Raw genomic sequence first — 19,622 nt, forward strand, 5'->3', positions numbered from 1 at the left:
GTACTTATGCTCCGTTTACCGTTTCATGGGCAGGAATACGGGCAGGAAGAACAGGATGGCGACGATTGAGAACAGCATGCCGCCCATCGCCCCGGCCGCGAACGAAAACCAGAACGGTTCGCGGCTGATGACCACGAACGGAACCAGCCCCAATACTGTCGAAAGTACGGTGAGCATGATCGGAACGATCTTCCGGTTGTAGGCCCTCAGATAGGTGCCGAGCCCGGGGGCGACGCCGCCGCGACGGAAAATATTGTAATCGTTGATGAGGTAGATCCCCGCATTGACCACCAGCCCGCTCAGCAGGACGAACGAGGCGAATCCGCCCTGGTCGAACTTCAGCTCGAAGAGATAGAAAGTCAGGAACACGCCGATGAACGAAATCGGAATCATCACGATAATGACCAGCGGTTGCCGCAGGGATTCGAACAGGACGGAACAGATGAAATAGATGATGGCGATCACCAGCACCAACAGCCAGTAGGGCGATCCGCCGCTGTCGCCCCACCAGCCTCCGCCCCGGTTGTTCACGACGCTGTATCCGACCGGCAGCTCCGCTTTGAGGCGTTCGACATGGCGTTCGGTGAACCGGGAGGCCAGTTCGTACGAACCTACGAAATCGAACGCCACGATCAGGGAGTACTGCTGGTTGTATTTGTAGATGTTGTTGCCCGACTTGCGCTTGACCAGCGTCCCCAGTTCGGAGAGTTTGACATCCCGGTCTCCCACGGCGAGGATGTCGTTCCGCATATGCCAGGCGTCGAAACGGTCCGCTTCGGACGAAACCAGCACCGCCTGTTCCATCTGGCCGTCGTTGTAGAACGAGGGGAGCGAGCTGCGGTACACCTGCTGGCTGAGCGTCCGGTAGTACTCCGACGGACTGAGGCCGTACAGGGCGAACCGGTCGAAATTGAGGTCGAGGTAAAACTCCGTGCGGTTGTCGCCGCCCCGATAACTGATACGCCCCATGATCTCCGGTTCCGACACGCGCGGATTGACCGATATGGAATCGACCAGCTCCTCCGCGTAACGGTACAGTTGTTCGTAGTTATAGCCGCGCAGCACGATCTGGTTCGATTTCCAGCCGGAGTTGAGGCTGTTGTTGAACGCCTGCCCCACGCCGTAAATCCCCCAGTCGGCTCCGCCGAGGCTGATGGCCTTCGTGGTGGCCAAATCTTTGAGCCGGAAAGCGAATCCCGTTTTTTCGGCCTCCGGTTTGAAAGTGACGGTAATCTGCCCGTTGTCGTAAGCCGTGATGCTGGTGCGGAACATGTCGATTTCGTCGAAACCGCTCAGGAAATTCTCCATGTCGCGCATCGTCTCGTTCAGCTGGTGCACCGTACAACCTTCGGGCAGCGAAGCGTTGATGATGACCTTGGTGCGTTCCGGATCGTTGTAGAAATCGGAACTGTAAACGTCTTTGGCGAACAGCCGCAGCGCCCCGCCCAGCGCCGCTTCCACATAAGTCTTGGCCTTCTGCTGGTAGAAATCGCTTCCGATCGTGGCGTTGTAGGCCCGCACCCAGACGGTCGAATCCCGTTCGGGGGCGTTCTTGTGCTCGATTTTGGCCGGCAGCATCTGTACCGGCAGACCGAATCCCAGCACGGCGACGACGATATAGACCCATTTGAGCCGCCGGCTGCGCCGCAGGAAACGGGCATAGAGGGCCGTGAACCGCGCCACGCGCCGTTTAGCACGTGTCCGAAACCTTTTCCGGCCGGATTTCGCGCCGGCATAGACCGGACATTTGTCGAGCAGAGCGGGAATGAACAGCACCGAAATGAACATCGACACCACCAGATTGATGACGATAACGGCGCAGAAATCCACCAGGTTTTCGCGTTGGCTCTCCGGCAGGAACAGCACGATGCTCAGCGCCCCGATGGTAGTGAGCAGGGCGCCCATGATGGCGAGGAACACGCGCCTGTTCCGGAACCGGCCGTAATGATCGATCATGATGATCGAGGTGTCGATGATCATCCCCAGCGAGACGGTGATGCCCGCCAGCGAATAGAGGTGTATCTCCAGCCCGAACAGGTTGTAGAAAATGAACGCCACCAGCACATTGCAGCCCAGCGTGAGCACGATCATCCACAGGTAGCGCCAGCTCCGGCTGGTCAGAAAGACGAAAAGCAGCAGAATCAGAATGGACAGCCCGGTGCGCCAGTATATCTTACTCAGTTCGCCCCGGATATAGACCGAAGTGTCGTCCGCCAGCGTAATCGAGTAGCCCGGCGGCAGCCCGGTCCGGATCTGTCCGACTTTCTCTTTGAGAATATCCGTCAGTACCAGGGTATTGACATGCTTCTCCGCATAAACGGTCAGGTTGATGTTGTTCAGGCCGTTAATGCGGTAATAGGTTTCGGGCAGTTTCTGCCGGTGTTCGACGGTGGCGATGTCGCCCAGGCGGACAATCCGCCCGCCGACGCTCTTGACGGCCATCCGATCCCATTCGCCGGGCGGGAGCGGAGCCTGTTTCAGCCCGATGCGTATCTGTCGGAGCGTATCCGATCCGTTTTGGGGCATCATGCCCAGGCCGAGCTGATCGTTCCGGTTCCGGGTGTTGAACGCGGCGACGATGTCGCTGCCGGCGATGCCGAGCGGGGCGCAGCGGTTCGGGTCGAAAGTCACGACCCATTCGCGCGGCGTCGCCCCGGCAACCGATACGGTATTGACGCCCTCCACGCGGGACAGCGGCCCGGCGATGTTCTTCTCGACGTACTGTTCGATCTGCCACGTGGGCAGGTCGGCGTTGATCGTATAGGTCAGCACGGGCGAAGCGCTCTCGCCGTCCATGCCGGTGGAGAGGCTGGGATAGGAGACCCCTTCGGGCAGCGACGGGTAGAGCTGCCGTATGCGGGACGATATGTCGAACCGCACGGCGTCCATATTGGCCTCTTTCTTGAAAGCGAGCGAAACGGAACCGCCGTCCTTGTACGAGGCGGAGTACATCTCCTGGATGCCGGAAATGGCGGCCAGCGCCCCTTCGATCTTCGAGGTGGCCTCCTGTTCCACGACCCGCGCCGACGCGCCCGGCCAGTTGAACCACACGGTGATCTGCTTCTGGCGGATGCCGGGCGAATACTGGATATTGAGCAACGGGATCATGGCGGCCCCGATCAGCATAAGGGTCGCCATGACCAGTATCACCCGGAAGGCGGAATTATGCGGCTGTCGGCTCATCTATTTTCCGGAACGTTTGCGATAGATGTAATAATAGAATATCGGAATGAAATAGACGCTCACAATAGTCCCGAAGACCATACCGCCGATAATGGCCAGCGACAGGGGGCGTTGCAGGTCGTTGCCCATCCCTCCCGAAAAGAGGAACGGCACGATGGCCAGGATCGTGGTCAGCGAGGTCATGATGATCGGCTTGAGCCTGCGGTCGCCGCCGGTCAGCACGGCCCGCAGGACGCCGTAACCCTCCTTGCGCAGCCGGTTGAAGGTATCCACCTTCAGGATGGAGTCGTTGATAACGATCCCGCTCATCACCACCAGTCCGATCAACGACATCAGGTTGATGCTCGATCCGCAGACCCAAAGGATCAGCAACGCTCCCGAAATATCCACCACGATTTCGGACATGATGATGAACGGCTGGACGAGCGATTCGAACTGGGAGGCCAGGATGAAATAGAGCAGCAACAGGGAGACGGTCAGCACCATCGCGAGCTGCCGGAGGGTGTCCCGGCTGTCGAACCAGCCGCCGGAAAAGCTGACTTCGAAATCGTCGTTGCGTTCCACGGCGTTCCGCACGGCCGTCATGGCTCCGGGCACCTGGCTGTCGGGCATGTCGAGGTTCAGGGGGTAGTACTCCCCTTCGGCTCCCGAAACGATGTTCCGCAGGTCCCGGTCCGGGCTTTCGGTGAGCAACAGGCTGACGGGAATCTCCACTTTGTCGTCGGAAAGGACGGTGTGCGAGGCCAGAATCTCCCTCACGGTACGTTCCCCGGCCCCGAGCGACACCGGCAGGGAATACTGCCCCTGGTTGATCTCCATGATCCGGTTTTCGTTAAACGCGCTTTTCAGGGCGTAATAAAGCGCGGCGTAATCGACCCGGTAGAGCGACATCAGGTCGCGGTCGGCATACAGCGTGACGTGTTCCTGCCAGACGACGGGTTCGATCCGGATTCCGGGCAGGCTGTCCCGCACGGCGGCCAGCAGGGGATTCAGTTTGTCGGGTTCGGCGCTGCCGCTGGTCGGCCTCAGCCGGGCCGTAAGCATGGCCGAGTTGTCGGCGAAAATCATGTCGAAGATGTTGCCGGCCTCTTCTGTCCGGAAGGCCGCTTCCGGGTAGGCCGACCGGACGAACGCCTGCGCCCGTGCCACGACGGGAGCCAGCGAGTCGGGATCGCTGACGCGGATATAGGTCAGCGTCTCGTTGCCGGCCGTTTCGGTCGTATGCGACAGCACGAACTGTTGTTGCCCGGCCATCACGGTGGCGTGCGTCACGGCTTCCCCCAGGGCCGCCACCAGGCGTTCGGTACGGTGCCGGTTTTCGGCGGCGGTGATCGGCCGATTCCAATCGACGTGCAGGATGATGTCTTCCTTGTCTATGGCGGGCATCGTGGTCTTCTCCAATTCGTAATAAAAGAAGATGCCGGCGGCGGTAAAACCGAGTACCAGGGCCAGTACCAGACGCTGGTGGCGGAAGACCCAGACGAGGCTCCGCTCGTAGGCGCCGGCCATATCGCGCACGCCGATTTTTTGAAGGATGCGGTTGCGGCCCCGGCGATGCTGTTTCCGGTACAACAGGTGGTAATAGACGGGAATAATGGTCATCGCCACGATGAGCGACGAGACCAGACCGATGGTCACGGCCATCGCCTGGTCGTAGAACATGGCCCCGGCGATGCCGCTCAGGAAGATCAGCGGAATAAAGATCGAACAGGTGGTCATCACGGAGCTGAGCAGAGCTGCGAAGACTTCGCCGGTGCCCGTGGAGACGGCATCTTTCAGGGCTTCGCCGCGGTCCCACCGCTGGGAGATGTTGTCGATCACGATAATGGAGTTATCGACCATCATACCGAGGCCGAGGATCAGGCCGGACAGGGAGATGATGTTGATCGATATGCCGAGTATGAAAAAGAAGAGGAGCGATACGAGCAGCGACAGCGGGATGGTCAGGGTGATCAGCACGGGGGCGCGGAAGTCCTGCATGAAAAGGAAAATGACCAGGCAGGCCAGCACGGCGCCGACGATCAGGTTGCTTTCGAGGTTGTCGATCGAGTAGTCGAGCAGCTGGGTCTGGTCGCGGGTGACGGTGAAGTCGATGTCGGGGTAGTCCCACCGCAGGTTATCGACAAGCCTGCTCACTTCGCGTTTAAGGTCTCCCATCCGGGCGTCGGATTGCTTGATGACGGCCAGGGTGATGGCTTCCCGGCCGTCGGAGAGGACGAGGCCCTGCCGCTGCTGGGGCCTTTCGACGACGGTAGCCAGTTCGCTGAGCCGGAAAATGCGCCCTTCGATATTGAGGGGGATCTGTTCGATATCTTTGCGGCCGGAGAGGGTGGAGTTGAAACGGATGTTGTACTGGTACTGGCCGTCGCGCACGGTCAGGTTGCCCATGTTGATGTTGTTGGCTTCGATGGCCGTTTCGATCTGGGAGATTTCGACGCCGAGGGCTTCGAGCCGGGCCATGTCGGGAATGACGGCCAGCTCGGGATAGAGCCGCCCGCTCATGTCCACGAATGCGACCTGGGGGAGCTGTTCGAGCCGTTTGGCGATCACCGTGGCGGCGAAGTTGCTCATCTCGATCAGTTTGTTTTCCCGGGCGCGGTCGCTGAGCCGTCCGGTCGCTTCGCTGTCGGCTAGGGTGAGGTTGAGATAGAAGGCGGGAATATCGGTGGCGCTGGCTTTGACGACGGTGGGACGTTCGACCTCTTTGGGCAGGGACCCCATGGCGCGGTCGATACGTTCATTGACGTCGATGAAGATATAATCGATGTCTGCGCCGTAATCGAATTGCAGGAAGATGATCCCGGCGCCGTCTTTGGCTTCGGCGGTGATCTCGCGCAGGTGGCCGGTCTGCATGAGCTGAGACCTGAGGGGGCTGATCACGGAGGCTTGCAACTCCCTGGCGGAGGTGTTGGGGGCGTTGACGCGCACGGTGATCTGGGGAATGTCCACTTCGGGCATCAACGATATGGGCAGCATCCGAGACGCCACGATCCCTAACACGATCACGGCTATGGTGCACATCGTTACGGCTATCGGCCGCTCTATCAACTTCCGAATCATAGCTTATCGAATAATCATTCGTTTATTTGTACGTATAGTGTAGAGTCCACTGTTCTTTCTTTGAAAAGAAAGAACCAAAGAAACTTTCGAGCAGGTTTGCGATTCCTCAGTTTGTCGATGCCCCTTTGCACTGTGTTTTTTGTTTTGTAAGAACAGGGGGCATTCATGCAAATACAAAGGACAGCCCCCTGTTCTTACAAAACAAATCGTCAAAGGATAAGTCATCCGCCAGGCTCAGGAGATGCGTGAGGCATCTCAAAAAGTTTTTCTGGTTCTCTTTGTTCACAACCGACGCTGCCAGCGAATCCAGAGACCGTTTACGGGCTATGGTAAGCGGCGAGGAGGAAAACGAGCGTAGCGAAGTTAAAGAGAACAGTCACCTCGAACCTGAACAGTACAAATAAACGAACGGTTATTAATGGGTTTTGATTTCGACATCGGATCCATCGGCCAGGTTCAGGTTGCCCGAGACGATGACCGCATCGCCCTCGTTCAGTTCCGCCCCCCGGTCCGTATTGGCCGACACCACGTGGGAATCGCTGTTCGACATTTCGATCAGCACATACGTCCACATCGCCTTGCCCGTTTGCGCGTCATAGCGGAACAGCACCTCCCGGTCGTCGCGCACCAGCACCGCGCTTTTCGGGACGACCAACTTGTCCGGCACCGAACTTTCGACATACACCTTGACATTCATGCCGTCGATCAGCGCCCCCGAATTCGGGATATTGGCCGTCACGGCAATCTGTCCCTTGTCGTCCACCGTCGGATTGATGTTCGTAATCCGCCCCTTATGCCGCCGGGCAGGTTCGACGAACGTCGCCACCGTCACCTCCTGCCCCGGCCGCACGCTGCCCAATTCGCTCTCCAGAATGTTGAATTCCACGTCGAACGAGCGGTCGTTGATGACCGAACAGAAAAAATCCCCCTTCGGATTTTCATGCAATTTGGTTTGCAGATTAGCGATCTTGCCCGCGAACGGCGCCTTCAGGACACAATTTTCCACCGCCATCCGGGCGCTTTCGAGACTCGTCGCCGCAGCGTCGTAACCCGACCGCAGCCGGGCGATCCGCATCGTCTCGCCCGGCACCCGCGACGTATCCGCGATGTCGTAACCGAACCCCAGCAGGGCATCCTGCAAATCGATATCCGCCTTTTGCATCGTCTGCCGCGCCTGTTCGAGCTGAAGCCGCGCCTCCCGGTCATCGACCCGCGCGAGGGCCGCGCCCGAAGCGACCGGATCGCCGTTCCCGCCAGCCAGCCACGTCACCGTGCCCGACGCGGCGAATTTCAGGTCGCTTTTCTGCTGCGCCCGCAATTTACCGTTGCTGATAAGCTGCGAACGGAACGTGCCGCGCCTCAGCAGAATCGTATCGACCGGATTGGAGAGCTGCATCTGGGCCTTCTTATTGACAGACGTGTCGGCATCGTCCCCGCTTCCGGAACCTCCGGAACAGGAAGCCAGCAACATCCCCCCGCACAGCAGGTATGCGTAACGAAATGGATTCATCATAAAAAGAATATAATTATTTTTCAAGCGAAGTGGCATCGAAACTGGCGGCGATATTCCGCTGGTGCAGAAAATCGAACAACGTATAACGCTGAATGGCGAAATAATAATTCCAGTAATTCTGCAATTCCGTCAGATAGCTCGTATGCGCCGTGTTCCGTTCGCTCTGGGCCGTATTGAAGTCCAGCACGCTGATTTTACCGCCGGCGAACTGGCGCAGCGAAAGGTCGTACCGCTCCTGGGCGACGGAATCCGCCTTCGCCGAGATCGAGCACTGCACGTTCTGGTTGTTGAACTGCATGACCTTGAGGTAAATATCCTGTTTCCGGTCGATACGCTCCTTGTCGATCTCCGCCTGGGTCACCTCCTGCAACGACAATGCCGTGCGTACTTTTCCTTTGGCGACCCCGCCGTCGAAAATCGGAACGGTGATTCCCATCCGGATCGTCTCCTGATCCAGCGGGTTACGGTAGGCATTCCCGATCGTGCCGGCCACCTGATTCAGGCCGAAACGGGCATACACCGTGGCCTGCGGCCTGCGGTTCGCTTTGGCCTGAGCCACGTTCATTTCCGCTTCGAGCTGGCTGATCCGGTTGCGGTACTCGAACGAAGTGTTCGTGAATGCCAGCCGGTAGGCCTCGTCGATCGGAATTTCGATTTCGGCCACATTTTCGGGAATCTCCAGCACCACCGAATCCTGCTCCTCATACATCAGATAGGACTTGAGTTCGGCCGCCGCCATGTCCAGCCGGAGTTTGCTGGTATTGATCGACATTCCCCCGTTCAGCAATTGCAGTTCGAGCTGCATCAGGTCGTTTTTGGAGATGGCGCCGATCCGGAACCGTTCCTGCGATATCTTATACAGCGTGTCGGTATTGGCATAGTTCTGCCGGGCGATGGCCAGATCCTGCTGGGCGACCAGCAGGTTGAAGAACAGGGTCACGGCATTGGCCGTAACCGTTTCCATCGATTCGAGGTATTCGTACTTGGCCTTTTCATACCGAACCGGTTCGATGCGTTTGTCCCATTTGAGTTGGTTGAATCCGCCGATAGGCTGGTTCAGGATCAGGCTCACCGGCGCAGAGTTCCACGTCACGTCGCGGTCCGGCGAAAACTGGTCGAGCCGGTTCAGCCCCGTATAGAGCTGGATATTGCCGCCCGTCGCCGTGATGTTCTGCTGGAGATACAGTCCCAGCGAATTCTGCATGGCGTAATTGTCCACATAGTTATACTCGCCCGTCACCGCATTCTGGAGCGAAGTGTACGATTTGTCGAAGTCCGGGATCGTCCCGCTCAGCGACAGCGACGGCAGCATCTGGGCCTTGTAGGAGCGGTATTGCCAATACTGGCTCAGGTAGGTATGCTTGGCCGTCATGGCATCGATCGAATAGGCCTGGGCGCGGTCGATCGCTTCCCGCAGGGTCAGCCGGACAGGCTGCGCCGAGACCCGCCCGCCGCACCCGACAATCGCAACGAGGACCGCCGTACCGGAAAGAAATAACTGGATACGGGAAAATTTCACAACGATATGGATTGAAATTAAATACGGTAAGTTATACGGCTTTATCCGAAACAGGTCGCGATCTCCTCCCCCCGATTTCGCATCCATGCCGCTCTGCGGTTTCGGAGAGCGTGTGCAGGTCGAAAAATTGAAAACCGGATTCCCTGATAAAACGGGATAATATCGTATATACCTACTTAAACAAGCAATAATATACGGCTTTACCCTATTTATATTAGTATATCTCGGCCCGCGCCCACCCCCGGATCAGCCCCCTTCGGGGTTTTTGCGAGGATTTGCATCGCCCCAAGAGAGCCGTTTGAACGCATGGCCGTTCGGGGAGGTCGTTGCACGGCTTGGGATAAAGTCGCATACACTTACTCTTAAACATATGCGATATTAATCATTTAAAACCGATATTACAAATTTTCCGCCCGCCCTTTCGCATCATTATCCAGACATTTCGGACAAAACACAGGGTAGTTATAATGATTTTCATAGAATCGGCCTATACGGGTTCGTATCTGCCGGCAACAGCAAGTACGCCCCCAACGGAACCCGACTACATACACTGATGATCGGATCTATGAAAACGCGAGCTTCCCCGGTCGGCGCTACGGCGCCGTTCGGAACAGGGAAACGGAGCTTTTGCCCGTATTCAGGGCGCTGTATTCAGGCTCCACCGGACCGGGTAAGGAGATCGGCCTTTATCCGACTCGGACAAAATATTTACCGAACAGAAAACAAAATTATTCCGCGGGGAGCGGTTAGGATCATCCGAATTTTGGCAAGAACCGCCAGCGACGGGTAAAACAAAAAGGTAAGTATATACTTTACACTCTGGTAATTTTTCGGCTCGTGCCGCCCCCTCCCGACGGCTGAAAGCCGTCCGGCGCAGAGCCGAAACGGGAGTATCGGGAAGCTTGTGTAAAGTTGTATATAATCGCCAACAAAAAGTCACGCTTCGGAGAAGCGTGACTTTCAGCCAATCGACCGTGGGAGCCGAAGGATTACCTGCGGCTGCCGGCTTGGTTTTCCCTGATGGCTCTGTCCATGGCGACAGAGCTAAGCAAAATTCAATCTGAAGATTATTTTTCGTTTTTCGCAAAGCCTTCCGCAAACAGATTTGCAGGCATTGCCGAAAAACAAAAAACCACTCTTTAAGGAGTGGTTTTTTATTCTGATCTGTGGGAGCTGAGGGATTCGAACCCCCGACCCTCTGCTTGTAAGGCAGAATATCCGGATTTTCTTTCTTTTTCATCATTTTTCATTTCTTATTTAATTAATTTATTATCAACAGATAAGATGAAATTATTTTTGATCCTGATTTTCATTTTCGCCCCGGATTCGCTATGTTTGTGTGCAAATTGTGTGCAACGAAAATTTTGCACACAAAAGAATCTAACAAATTGATATGTTCCATTATACACGTGACGGAGTCGTGCTCGCACTGATCCTCGATACCCGGAAACCGACCCGAAAGGGCGATTATCCGGCCAAAGTGCGTGTTACGTATCGCCGGGAACGGAAATATTATCCGACGGGCAAATATCTAATGCCGGAGGAGTGGGATCGGCTCGCGGAATCCAAAACCCGAGCTTTGGTGGAGCTGCGGGAAGAATTGTCTGCGTCGTTCGAATATGTCCGATCGATGGTACAGGAACTGCTGACGGGCGGAGGCTTTTCGCTGGAGGCTCTGAATACCCGGCTCAAACGAGCAGATGTGGAGACGTTGAACGATTTGTTTCGGTCAAAGATCGAGGCGTTGCGGGCGGACGGGAATGTGGGGAATATGCTGGTATATGACAATGTGCTGAAGGGTGTAGAGCGATTCGCTGGTGGCCAAATTGCGCTGGAGCGGGTGACGGTCGAATGGCTGCGGCGTTATAACCGTTTCTTGATCGGTGAGGAAAAGAGCGCCACGACGATGGGTATTCATTTTCGGACAATCCGGGCGATTGTCAATCAGGCGAAACGGGAGGGGCTGATCCGGGAGGCGGATTATCCTTTCGGCCGAGGTAAATTCGAGATTCAGGAGGGCGAGGGGCGCAAAATGGCTTTGACGTTGGACCAAATCCGGCAGATAGCCCGCTACGACAACGGCAGCGAGGCGACATCCAGGTATCGGGACTACTGGCTGTTTCTCTACCTTTGCAACGGGATCAATGTGGCGGATTTCGTGAAACTCCGGTACCGGAATATCGTAGATGGAGAGTTGTGTTTCGTTCGCCAGAAGACGGAGCGGACGACGAAAGTGCGCAAAGAGATTCGAGTGGCAGTTACTGAGCCGATGCAGCGTATCATCGACCGTCGGGGGAGCCCGCAAGCCCCGGATGCATTTATTTTTCCGGTACTGTCGGGCGACGAGGATGCGCTGACGCGCAAGCACAAAACGCAATACCTCACGCGGGCGATCAATCTGCATATGGGCCGGATCGGCAAGGAGCTGGGCTTCGGTTCGATTTCGACTTACACGGCGCGGCACAGCTATGCGACGGTGCTCAAACGCAGCGGGGCAAATATCGCCTACATCTCGGAAAGTCTGGGGCACAGCGACCTGAAGACGACGGAGAATTATCTGGCGTCGTTCGAAAAGGAGGAGCGGCAGAAGAATGCGGCCTTGGTGGCGGATATATAATTTGATTAGTTTTGTATAAATCTCTTTTTCATGGCAGCGGAATTAACCATACAGGAGCCTACTTTATTCGATAATCTGGAACTTATGGAACAGATCGACCGACTGTTCGAGGATTCGGAGTCTTATGACATCGAGTTCAAGTCGGCTCGAAATGGATTCCCGGAGAGTTTTTGGGAGACTTATTCTGCCTTTGCCAACACGCAGGGAGGAACGATCATTCTGGGTGTTCGGGAGAAAAAAGACCATTTTATACCGGATGGACTTTCGACGGAACAGATCGCCAAATACAAAAAAGATTTCTGGAATCAGGTCAATAATCGGCAGTGTATCAGCACGAATCTACTGAAAAATGACGACGTGCAAGAGGTGGAGTATAAAGGTACCAATCTGTTATTGTTCAATGTGCCGCGGGCGGATCGCAAGCAGATGCCGGTCTATCGGACAACCAATCCGTTCGGAAACACCTACAAACGCAACCACGAGGGAGATTACAAATGCACGGAAAGTGAAATCCGGAGAATGATCGCGGACTCGGACAATGCGCACCCTCAGGATGCCCGCATTCTGGAAGGCTTCTCCATGGACGACATCGACGCAGAGTCATTGAAGCAATATCGACAATTATTTGCCACGTCGCATCCCCACCACCCCTGGCTGTTGCTGGATGACCTGCAATTGTTGGAAAAACTCGGCGGCTATCGGACGGATCGCCAAACCGGTCAGAAAGGATTTACATTAGCCGGGTTACTGATGTTCGGTAAAGTGGCCAGTATTCAGGATCCGGCCTGCGCACCAGCTTATTTCCCGGACTATCGGGAGTGCCAAAGCGATGATCCGGCCGTTCGGTGGACCGATCGCGTGTATCCGGACGGTACCTGGGAGGCGAATTTATTCCAGTTCTACCATAAGGTGTATACTAAATTAGCAGCCTTTTTGCCGAAACCGTTTAAACTGGAGAAGGGCATCCGACGAGAAGACTCACCGACTCATACGGCACTTCGGGAGGCACTGGTTAATACGCTGGTTCACTGCGACTATACGGAAGATGCCAATATCGTGGTTTCCTATACGAAGGATCGGTTTACGTTCTCGAATCCCGGAACGTTATTGATCTCTCAAACCCAATATTACCGCGGAGGGGAGAGTGTTTGCCGAAATAAGTCGTTACAGAAAATGTTCATGCAGATCGGCCGGGCAGAAAAGGCAGGCAGTGGAGTCGATAAGATCATTGCAGGCTGGAACGAGGCCAGATTGGCACACCCATACGTGTCGGAAATATCCCGTCCCGATAAAGTGGTATTGGAGTTGCCTTTGGTGAGCCTGTTGTCGCAAGAAACGCTGGACGAATTGAAACGATTATTCGGGGAGGAGCCGGACACTCTGAATAACAATGAATTGCTGGCACTGGCTACCTGTTGTGCCGAAGGAGAGATTTCGAATGAACGTCTGCGTCTGATGCTGGACTTGCATCGTTCGGATATTACCAAATTGCTGCAACTCTTGTGCAAAGGGGGCTATTTGATCTCTCATGGCTCCGGACGAGGTACCCGCTATAAAATCAATCAGCATTTTTTTGCAAACGTTACTGGTAATGTTGCTAGTAATGTTGCTAGTAATGTTGCTAGTAATGTTGCTAGTAATGTTGCTAGTAATGTTGCTAGTAATGTTGCTAGTAATGTTGCTAACTTGCCTTCCGGAAAGAGAACTAGATTGAGTCCCAATGAGTTGCAAAATATGATTTTACGAGTATGTACAGATTATCTTTCATTAGAGGAAATCGCAGAACAAGTAGGCAAAGGATTAAGGTATCTGAAAAATAGTATTATTCCGGAAATGGTTGCCCGGGGATTATTGGAACGGGAGTATCCGAATGTACCCAGACATCCGTCACAACGCTACCGCGCGAAACGATAATTTTTCTAACATGTTATGACTGATACCCATCAAGATATTATCCTCTATCGCACCGACGACGGGCGTAGCGCTGTGGCGTTGTATGCCCGCGATGGCAATGTCTGGCTGAACCAGGCGCAACTGGCCGAACTTTTTGCCACCTCGAAGCAAAACATAAGCTTGCATACATCTAACATACTGAAAGAAGGAGAATTGAGTCCGGATTCAGTTGTCAAGGATTACTTGACAACTGCTCAAGATGGCAAGCAGTATAACGTTACATTCTACTCCTTGGAGATGATCCTCGCGATCGGTTTTCGGGTGCGGAGCCCGCGGGGAACGCAGTTCCGACAGTGGGCGAATCGTAATCTGAGCAGTTATCTGGTCAAAGGGTTTGTGATGGACGATGAACGGCTGAAGAATCCGAATGGCAGGCCGGACTATTTCGACGAGTTGCTGGCCCGGATCCGGGATATTCGGGCCTCGGAAAAGCGGTTCTATCAGAAAGTACGCGACCTCTTCGCCCTGAGCAGCGACTATGACAAGACGGACAAGGCGACCCAAATGTTTTTTGCAGCCACGCAGAATAAACTGCTCTTTGCCGTGACCGGACACACGGCGGCGGAACTGATCGTAGAACGGGCCGACGCCTCGAAACCGAACATGGGACTGACCTCTTGGAAAGGAGTCGTAGTACGCAAGCAGGATATCTATACAGCCAAGAATTACCTGACAGCGGACGAGCTGGACTCGCTGAATCGGCTGGTGGTAGTCTTCCTGGAGACAGCGGAACTACGGGCTAAGAACAGGCAGGTGATCACGATGGATTTTTGGCGTGAGAACGTCGATCGGATTCTTGAATTCAATGACCAGCTGTTACTGACCGGTAGTGGTTCGGTGAGCAATGCGCAGATGGAGCGGACTGCGGAACAGGTGTACAAGCAGTTCGATGCGACCCGGAAAGTTTATGAGGCGCGGCTGGCCGATGAGCAGGACATCGAGGAGCTAAAGCAGCTGGAAACCGTAGTGAAACAGCACAGGTAAATCACTCATCCTCCTCTTTTTTGCGCAGATAATCGATCTGCAAGACAAATGTTGCGTCTTCCGCCTCCCTCGGAAGCGGTCCGGCTTCGTAATCATCCATACTGAAATACGATTTCTTTCGTTTTTCCCGAGGTCGCTTGGGTGTAGCGACAAATGTATCATTCTCGGTAACCACAATCACCATTTCTATCTTCGAATTTTCAAACTGAAGCGTGCTATGGCGATTGATAAGTTCAAGTGCCGTTGGTCGTTCGCAGTGTAGCACTCGAGTCTTCGGATTAATCTTATTCGGCCCTTTTTCCTCACCATGGAACCGGACACCGGGAAGGAGTCTCGTAATCTTTTTATCACTCACTCCGGCAGCCCTCAAAATCTGAGCTTGATAGCTCTTTCTCTCCTCCGGTGTTTCTTTTTTCAAATTAGGTTTACGTCTCTCGTCTGTCCAAGTCCGGTTACAGACCTTGCATCTGTATCTCTGTCGTTGGTCTTGCATGACGTACCCGTCTTTGACCGAATTAACCAATCTGTCACAGTGTGGACAAAATCGACGTTGTACGGTTCCCATCGTTACATTCTTTAGTTTTCAAAGATAATATCTATACCTGAAATAATGTACATATAGATATTAAGATATTATTAAGCTTGACTGATTTATAATACATTGATAATCAATATCTGCAAATTTCAGGATCACGTTTCTTAGCAGTTGTAGCACTTTCCTTAGCAATTATATATGAGATAGAATAAATCATAAACTCTGCTCATATATGGAACTCATTTTGACTACCCCGGAGGCGCTGGCCGAGATCGTGGAACAGGCCATGCGGAAATGCCAAAGACAGCCGCCGGCGGTCGACACTCCAGCCTCCAATCACCTGGATTTACCAAGTGCAATCGACTTTTTATGTCAAGCGGGATTTTCCATCTCCTCGTCCAAAATTTATAAACTGACCGCCGACGGAAAAATCCCTCATCGAAAGTTCGGCAAGCGTTTGATTTTTAGTCGGGACGAGTTGATCGCATGGGCCGAAGCACAGCTTCGGTCCCGACCGGATGGCTCCGAGGCCCGTGCCGCCATTGCGCAAAGTGCCCGGAAAAAGGATAAACGCTAACCGGATACCAGACTATGAACCCGGTTTGCATCCGGCCACCGCCTTGGCGATGTGTCCTCAACAATCAACTAAAGTTTCATTTTCAAAAATCTCTTCAGATGAAAAAATCCTTAACCGACGCCCCCGAGGCGCTCCTTGAACCAGTCAAAAACACAAACTCTTTAAAAACCAACATGATGGAAACGAAAACAACCGATAACCCGACCGAACCGATCCTACGCGAGAGCTGCGTCATCTATCGATCACATTACGAAGCGGCACAAGTGCTCCCCCCGGAAGAACGGTTAGCGCTCTACGAAGCCACATTCCAATATGGGCTCAATGGCATAGCGCCGGCAGGGCTATCTGCTGTCGCCCAAGCCCTTTTCACGTGCGTTAAACCGCTTCTCGATGCTAACAACAAGAAGTACCTGAATGCTTTGAAAGGCGCCAAATACGGCTATCTGGGAGCCGAGCATGGTAAAAAGGGAGGGCGTCCACCTAAAGAGACGGGGGGTAAATAACCCCCCTAATGGCAATGCCGAAGACAACCTCAATGGGGCTGTGTATGAAAAACAGACTAAAACCGGCTAATCCGGCGGTTTTGTCGGAATTCATTAAATACAGAAAAGAAATGAACACAATTAATTGCTTGGATACTACGGTATCCTACTTTGCCAACTACTATGACAAAATACCGAAACAGGTCAACCTATTCGGTTATTTGCAGAATCCGACTCACCTAAGGGACATCCGGAATTATCGTCAGGCTGGGAAAGGGGAGGTTCGCAAGGCGATCAAATCACGCTTACCGTGCATCACCCCCAGCGGAATATTCAGCGGTCGCAACAACGACGATCTGGTACAGCACAGCGGCTTAATCTGCATGGATATCGACGCCAAAGACAATCCCCAAATCACAGACTGGGAGCGGGCTAAAGGCCACATCGCCCAAGCCAGATTTGCAGCCTACATTTCGTTATCCGTCAGCGGAGAGGGGTTGTTCGTATTGGTGCCAGTCCTCTACCCGGAGAGACACAAGGGGCATTTCCTGGCCCTGGCCGAAGTGTTCGAACGCGCAGGATATCACATCGATCCTTCGTGCGGGAATGTGGCCCGGCTGCGTGGTTGCTCGTATGATCCCCATCCTTACATCAACACGAAGGCCGAACCGTTCGCGAAATATGTGGAAGATACGGAGACAACAAACCGGTCTTCCAATCCGTTGGTAACGAACCGGAATGTGGAGCGGCTGATCGAACAGATCGAGCAGACGCGCACGGATATTACGGCGGAATATCGGGATTGGCTGAAGACGGGTTATGCTCTGGCGGCGGAGTTTGGCGAGGCCGGTCGGGAGTATTATCACCGGGTATGCCGGTTCTATCCGGGGTACGATCGGGATGAATGCGACGAGCAGTACCGGAAGTGTCTGAACAATCGCAAAACTACGATAGGGTCGTTCTTCTACCTTTGCGATAAATACAACATCCGGTTGAAGTAGAAGTCACATTTCAAGTGAAAAGCCCGGATAGACATTCTATCCGGGCTTTTCGTTGGTTGTCGTCATCCTCTGTGCACGATGGCTTCGTTTAGTGCCGCGACTATGCTCAGAATGAAATCTTTATTTTTGGATTCCAACGCGTTGGATTTGCCGGAGGCACCTTCAATCCGCACAACGTACGTTCTGTTGAAAAACAAGATTGCCAACCAGATCAGACCGCTTAACAATAAAATGGCCCCCAAACCGGGGATGAAATTCCGACCGCTCTCCGATGCTAAAATGAGGGTACCTGCAACCATCAGGATAACGGCCCATGAGGCATCTAATTTTTTCTCCTGTGCGCAGAAAGCCGTAATCCCGGCGATCACGTGTGTCTTAGTCGGGGTAATAAACCGGGTGGAGGTGACGGCTACGTCACCTTGTTGAAAGAAAATCTTTTCGTCGGTCATGGTTATTTCGAGGTATTTTGTTCTTTTCGGAGGTCAAGCATCAGCCACAATTGCAATCCGAGTTCTTCCAGTTGTTCTTTTTTAGGCAATAGCAATACTCTATTTTCATTTGGAGCCGGGAAACTATACGCATTCACAGCCTCATTCCAATCCCTTTGCTCAAATTTATGCGTGTCAAGATATTCTGCAATCGCACGGTGTAGTCGTTCCGTCCCGTTATGTTTACTAAAAGGCCACCGGGCGTTTATTTTCAGCAAAATATAGTCTGCCGAAGCTCGAGGATTGAATTTATAGCCTGTCGTCTTGGTTTGCCAGCCCTCCCACCAACCTCGATATACCTGTTCGGTGACGGGCTGTACCACCGGAGTCGTTTTCGATGAGAGGAGAACGGTTATCTCGCTGTAAGTATCTTCTATTTTGTCAGAGAGTTCTATGGCGTCGTTGTACTGGCGGCAATCCTCAGCTTTCAATCCTAGTTGCGTAGCCACTTTGGCGAGTGGTGCCCCCAGTTTCAGGGTTCCGAAGCCCTCGGGAGTCAGTTTTTGGAATAGATTCTCGATAAATGTCTGAGTATCGATCCAGTCGCTCAGAAAAACTTGGTTCGCAAAATACGCATCTGCGGATACCGAACTATACTCTGACCGGTCTTGTTTTTCCCCTTTTTTATTAATCAGTTGCCAATATTTCCCTTTCTTGGCAAAAAGCGTGTTGACCATCATAGAAAGGTAAAATCTGATCGAACTCAAAAGGACAGATAATGTTATCGTCAAAATCAATAAGCCCCCACTTACCTTTATCGGCCATACAAATAAATCCTTTCTCGATACACACTTCTGCACTACCAGATTGAGAAACGTCGTATTTCGGTCGGATAATCATTTGCCCTTTTTTGTCCATGATCCCGGCAAATGTTTTATCTTCTGAGGATTGATAACAAACCATATGGTTATGGACGACCCCACCAGAAACAATTATGTTAGACGGAATACTCATTACTTTTTTGCCTTGTTTATCCAAAAAGTAATCAATTGCTACGGCTTTAAGGAATTCACCTGATGTTGCATATTTTCCGAAATTTTGCACATCAACGCAGGCCATCAAATCATTATGATAATCAAGGTAACGGATCTTTTGATCTTTCAGATCAAATAATTTCTTGCCTGTTTTATCAATTACAGCTCCGGTATTATCTTCATTCCACACCACCGCCGCACCTTCGGAAAAAGGCTGTACTTGTCTATAACGAGGTTCAATTACAATTTCTCCTTGGGGGTTAATAAACCCCTCCCCCCCGGCTGTGTGGATAATGGCCATGCCATCGTTAAAGTTCCAAGCTCCCTTAATCGGTTCATTTTTGTATTTATCCAGCACAAAAGCCGTAGTGCCATCCCTGCGAATGAAAGAGATCGGTTGCTCCGGCTCTACGACGGGAGCAACATCCTCAATAAAAGCTCCGGCTGCTAAATAAGCTTTGTTATTGATTCTCTTTGGCTTCGTTTCGGCGGTATAATACTCGTATAGACCATCCAAGTTTTTGACAAAGAAAATGCCGTTACGAACCGCCGAAGGCTCATTTTCGAATTCGTTCTCAAACAGCACCTTGCCGTCCACACCGATCATACCCCAGCGATCTTCCTCATCCGCCTTGAACGGAAGATGTGTAATTTCTGAGGCTGTATGGCCGCTGCACCCCACGAGCACGAGGCAGATCCCTGCAAGAACTAAACGTAAAAGATGTTTCATGGTTTT

At 53.2% G+C, this 19,622-nt stretch carries 15 protein-coding genes; 6 read left to right on the top strand and 9 right to left on the bottom strand.

Annotated elements, in window-relative coordinates:
- Positions 1-15: 15 nt before the first annotated feature.
- The 5 genes from RIKMI_RS0105775 to RIKMI_RS14855 form a co-directional block, all read right to left on the bottom strand.
- Positions 16-3,183 carry an efflux RND transporter permease subunit gene (locus tag RIKMI_RS0105775; protein WP_027290824.1) on the bottom strand — a complete coding sequence of 1,056 codons (3,168 nt, stop codon included), beginning with the start codon at positions 3,181-3,183 and terminating at the stop codon, positions 16-18.
- Positions 3,184-6,243, bottom strand: a complete 3,060-nt coding sequence (locus RIKMI_RS0105780; RefSeq protein ID WP_027290825.1) for an efflux RND transporter permease subunit — start codon at positions 6,241-6,243, stop codon at positions 3,184-3,186.
- A gap of 415 nt (positions 6,244-6,658) precedes the next feature.
- The gene (locus RIKMI_RS0105785) at positions 6,659-7,756 is read right to left on the bottom strand and encodes an efflux RND transporter periplasmic adaptor subunit (RefSeq protein WP_037292248.1); all 1,098 of its coding nucleotides are present in this window, start codon (positions 7,754-7,756) and stop codon (positions 6,659-6,661) included.
- Positions 7,757-7,769: 13 nt separating this feature from the next.
- Positions 7,770-9,275, bottom strand: coding sequence for a TolC family protein (locus tag RIKMI_RS0105790; protein WP_027290827.1), 1,506 nt, complete (start codon positions 9,273-9,275; stop codon positions 7,770-7,772).
- Positions 9,276-9,912: 637 nt separating this feature from the next.
- Complete coding sequence (locus tag RIKMI_RS14855) at positions 9,913-10,515, bottom strand: hypothetical protein (RefSeq protein ID WP_156877455.1); 603 nt, start codon at positions 10,513-10,515, stop codon at positions 9,913-9,915.
- Positions 10,516-10,668: 153 nt separating this feature from the next.
- Here RIKMI_RS14855 and RIKMI_RS0105795 point away from each other — a divergent pair, with 153 nt between their 5' ends.
- The 3 genes from RIKMI_RS0105795 to RIKMI_RS0105805 all read left to right on the top strand — a co-directional run bounded on the left by RIKMI_RS0105795 (position 10,669) and on the right by RIKMI_RS0105805 (position 14,829).
- Positions 10,669-11,892 (top strand): site-specific integrase, encoded by a 1,224-nt coding sequence (locus tag RIKMI_RS0105795; RefSeq protein WP_027290828.1) that lies wholly within the window; start codon positions 10,669-10,671, stop codon positions 11,890-11,892.
- A gap of 84 nt (positions 11,893-11,976) precedes the next feature.
- Positions 11,977-13,806 (top strand): RNA-binding domain-containing protein, encoded by a 1,830-nt coding sequence (locus tag RIKMI_RS0105800; protein WP_245584942.1) that lies wholly within the window; start codon positions 11,977-11,979, stop codon positions 13,804-13,806.
- 15 nt (positions 13,807-13,821) lie between these two features.
- A complete protein-coding gene (locus RIKMI_RS0105805; RefSeq protein ID WP_027290830.1) occupies positions 13,822-14,829 on the top strand; it encodes a virulence RhuM family protein in 1,008 nt (335 codons plus the stop codon).
- Between the two features lies 1 nt (position 14,830).
- On the opposite strand, the gene RIKMI_RS0105810 is transcribed toward RIKMI_RS0105805, so the two are convergent.
- Positions 14,831-15,247 (bottom strand): hypothetical protein, encoded by a 417-nt coding sequence (locus tag RIKMI_RS0105810; protein WP_027290831.1) that lies wholly within the window; start codon positions 15,245-15,247, stop codon positions 14,831-14,833.
- Between the two features lie 349 nt (positions 15,248-15,596).
- Between RIKMI_RS0105810 and RIKMI_RS0105815 the strand changes: the two genes are divergently transcribed.
- From RIKMI_RS0105815 to RIKMI_RS14585, 3 genes are all read left to right on the top strand, one after another.
- Complete coding sequence (locus tag RIKMI_RS0105815) at positions 15,597-15,941, top strand: helix-turn-helix domain-containing protein (RefSeq protein ID WP_037291587.1); 345 nt, start codon at positions 15,597-15,599, stop codon at positions 15,939-15,941.
- A 98-nt stretch (positions 15,942-16,039) separates the two neighbouring features.
- Positions 16,040-16,444 (top strand): DUF6291 domain-containing protein, encoded by a 405-nt coding sequence (locus RIKMI_RS0105820; protein WP_147288418.1) that lies wholly within the window; start codon positions 16,040-16,042, stop codon positions 16,442-16,444.
- 110 nt (positions 16,445-16,554) lie between these two features.
- Positions 16,555-17,424, top strand: coding sequence for a PriCT-2 domain-containing protein (locus RIKMI_RS14585; RefSeq protein ID WP_169715497.1), 870 nt, complete (start codon positions 16,555-16,557; stop codon positions 17,422-17,424).
- A 62-nt stretch (positions 17,425-17,486) separates the two neighbouring features.
- Here RIKMI_RS14585 and RIKMI_RS0105830 read toward each other — a convergent pair whose 3' ends face one another.
- The 3 genes from RIKMI_RS0105830 to RIKMI_RS0105840 are packed head-to-tail and all read right to left on the bottom strand — an operon-like array spanning position 17,487 to position 19,616.
- A complete protein-coding gene (locus tag RIKMI_RS0105830; RefSeq protein WP_027290834.1) occupies positions 17,487-17,873 on the bottom strand; it encodes a DUF6232 family protein in 387 nt (128 codons plus the stop codon).
- Positions 17,874-17,875: 2 nt separating this feature from the next.
- Positions 17,876-18,592 carry a hypothetical protein gene (locus RIKMI_RS0105835; protein WP_115356396.1) on the bottom strand — a complete coding sequence of 239 codons (717 nt, stop codon included), beginning with the start codon at positions 18,590-18,592 and terminating at the stop codon, positions 17,876-17,878.
- Positions 18,540-19,616 carry a WG repeat-containing protein gene (locus tag RIKMI_RS0105840; RefSeq protein ID WP_027290836.1) on the bottom strand — a complete coding sequence of 359 codons (1,077 nt, stop codon included), beginning with the start codon at positions 19,614-19,616 and terminating at the stop codon, positions 18,540-18,542. The genes RIKMI_RS0105835 and RIKMI_RS0105840 overlap by 53 nt, the downstream gene beginning before the upstream one ends.
- Positions 19,617-19,622: the final 6 nt, after the last annotated feature.

The organism is Rikenella microfusus DSM 15922, from assembly GCF_000427365.1.
GTDB classification, from domain to species: domain Bacteria; phylum Bacteroidota; class Bacteroidia; order Bacteroidales; family Rikenellaceae; genus Rikenella; species Rikenella microfusus.

Coding starts and splice junctions, on each gene's coding strand:
- RIKMI_RS0105775 (WP_027290824.1), bottom strand. CDS start 3,183: ATGAGCCGACAGCCGCATAATTCCGCCTTCCGGGTGATACTGGTCATG.
- RIKMI_RS0105780 (WP_027290825.1), bottom strand. CDS start 6,243: ATGATTCGGAAGTTGATAGAGCGGCCGATAGCCGTAACGATGTGCACC.
- RIKMI_RS0105785 (WP_037292248.1), bottom strand. CDS start 7,756: ATGATGAATCCATTTCGTTACGCATACCTGCTGTGCGGGGGGATGTTG.
- RIKMI_RS14855 (WP_156877455.1), bottom strand. CDS start 10,515: ATGAAAAAGAAAGAAAATCCGGATATTCTGCCTTACAAGCAGAGGGTC.
- RIKMI_RS0105795 (WP_027290828.1), top strand. CDS start 10,669: ATGTTCCATTATACACGTGACGGAGTCGTGCTCGCACTGATCCTCGAT.
- RIKMI_RS0105800 (WP_245584942.1), top strand. CDS start 11,977: ATGGAACAGATCGACCGACTGTTCGAGGATTCGGAGTCTTATGACATC.
- RIKMI_RS0105805 (WP_027290830.1), top strand. CDS start 13,822: ATGACTGATACCCATCAAGATATTATCCTCTATCGCACCGACGACGGG.
- RIKMI_RS0105815 (WP_037291587.1), top strand. CDS start 15,597: ATGGAACTCATTTTGACTACCCCGGAGGCGCTGGCCGAGATCGTGGAA.
- RIKMI_RS0105820 (WP_147288418.1), top strand. CDS start 16,040: ATGAAAAAATCCTTAACCGACGCCCCCGAGGCGCTCCTTGAACCAGTC.
- RIKMI_RS14585 (WP_169715497.1), top strand. CDS start 16,555: ATGAACACAATTAATTGCTTGGATACTACGGTATCCTACTTTGCCAAC.
- RIKMI_RS0105830 (WP_027290834.1), bottom strand. CDS start 17,873: ATGACCGACGAAAAGATTTTCTTTCAACAAGGTGACGTAGCCGTCACC.
- RIKMI_RS0105835 (WP_115356396.1), bottom strand. CDS start 18,592: ATGATGGTCAACACGCTTTTTGCCAAGAAAGGGAAATATTGGCAACTG.
- RIKMI_RS0105840 (WP_027290836.1), bottom strand. CDS start 19,616: ATGAAACATCTTTTACGTTTAGTTCTTGCAGGGATCTGCCTCGTGCTC.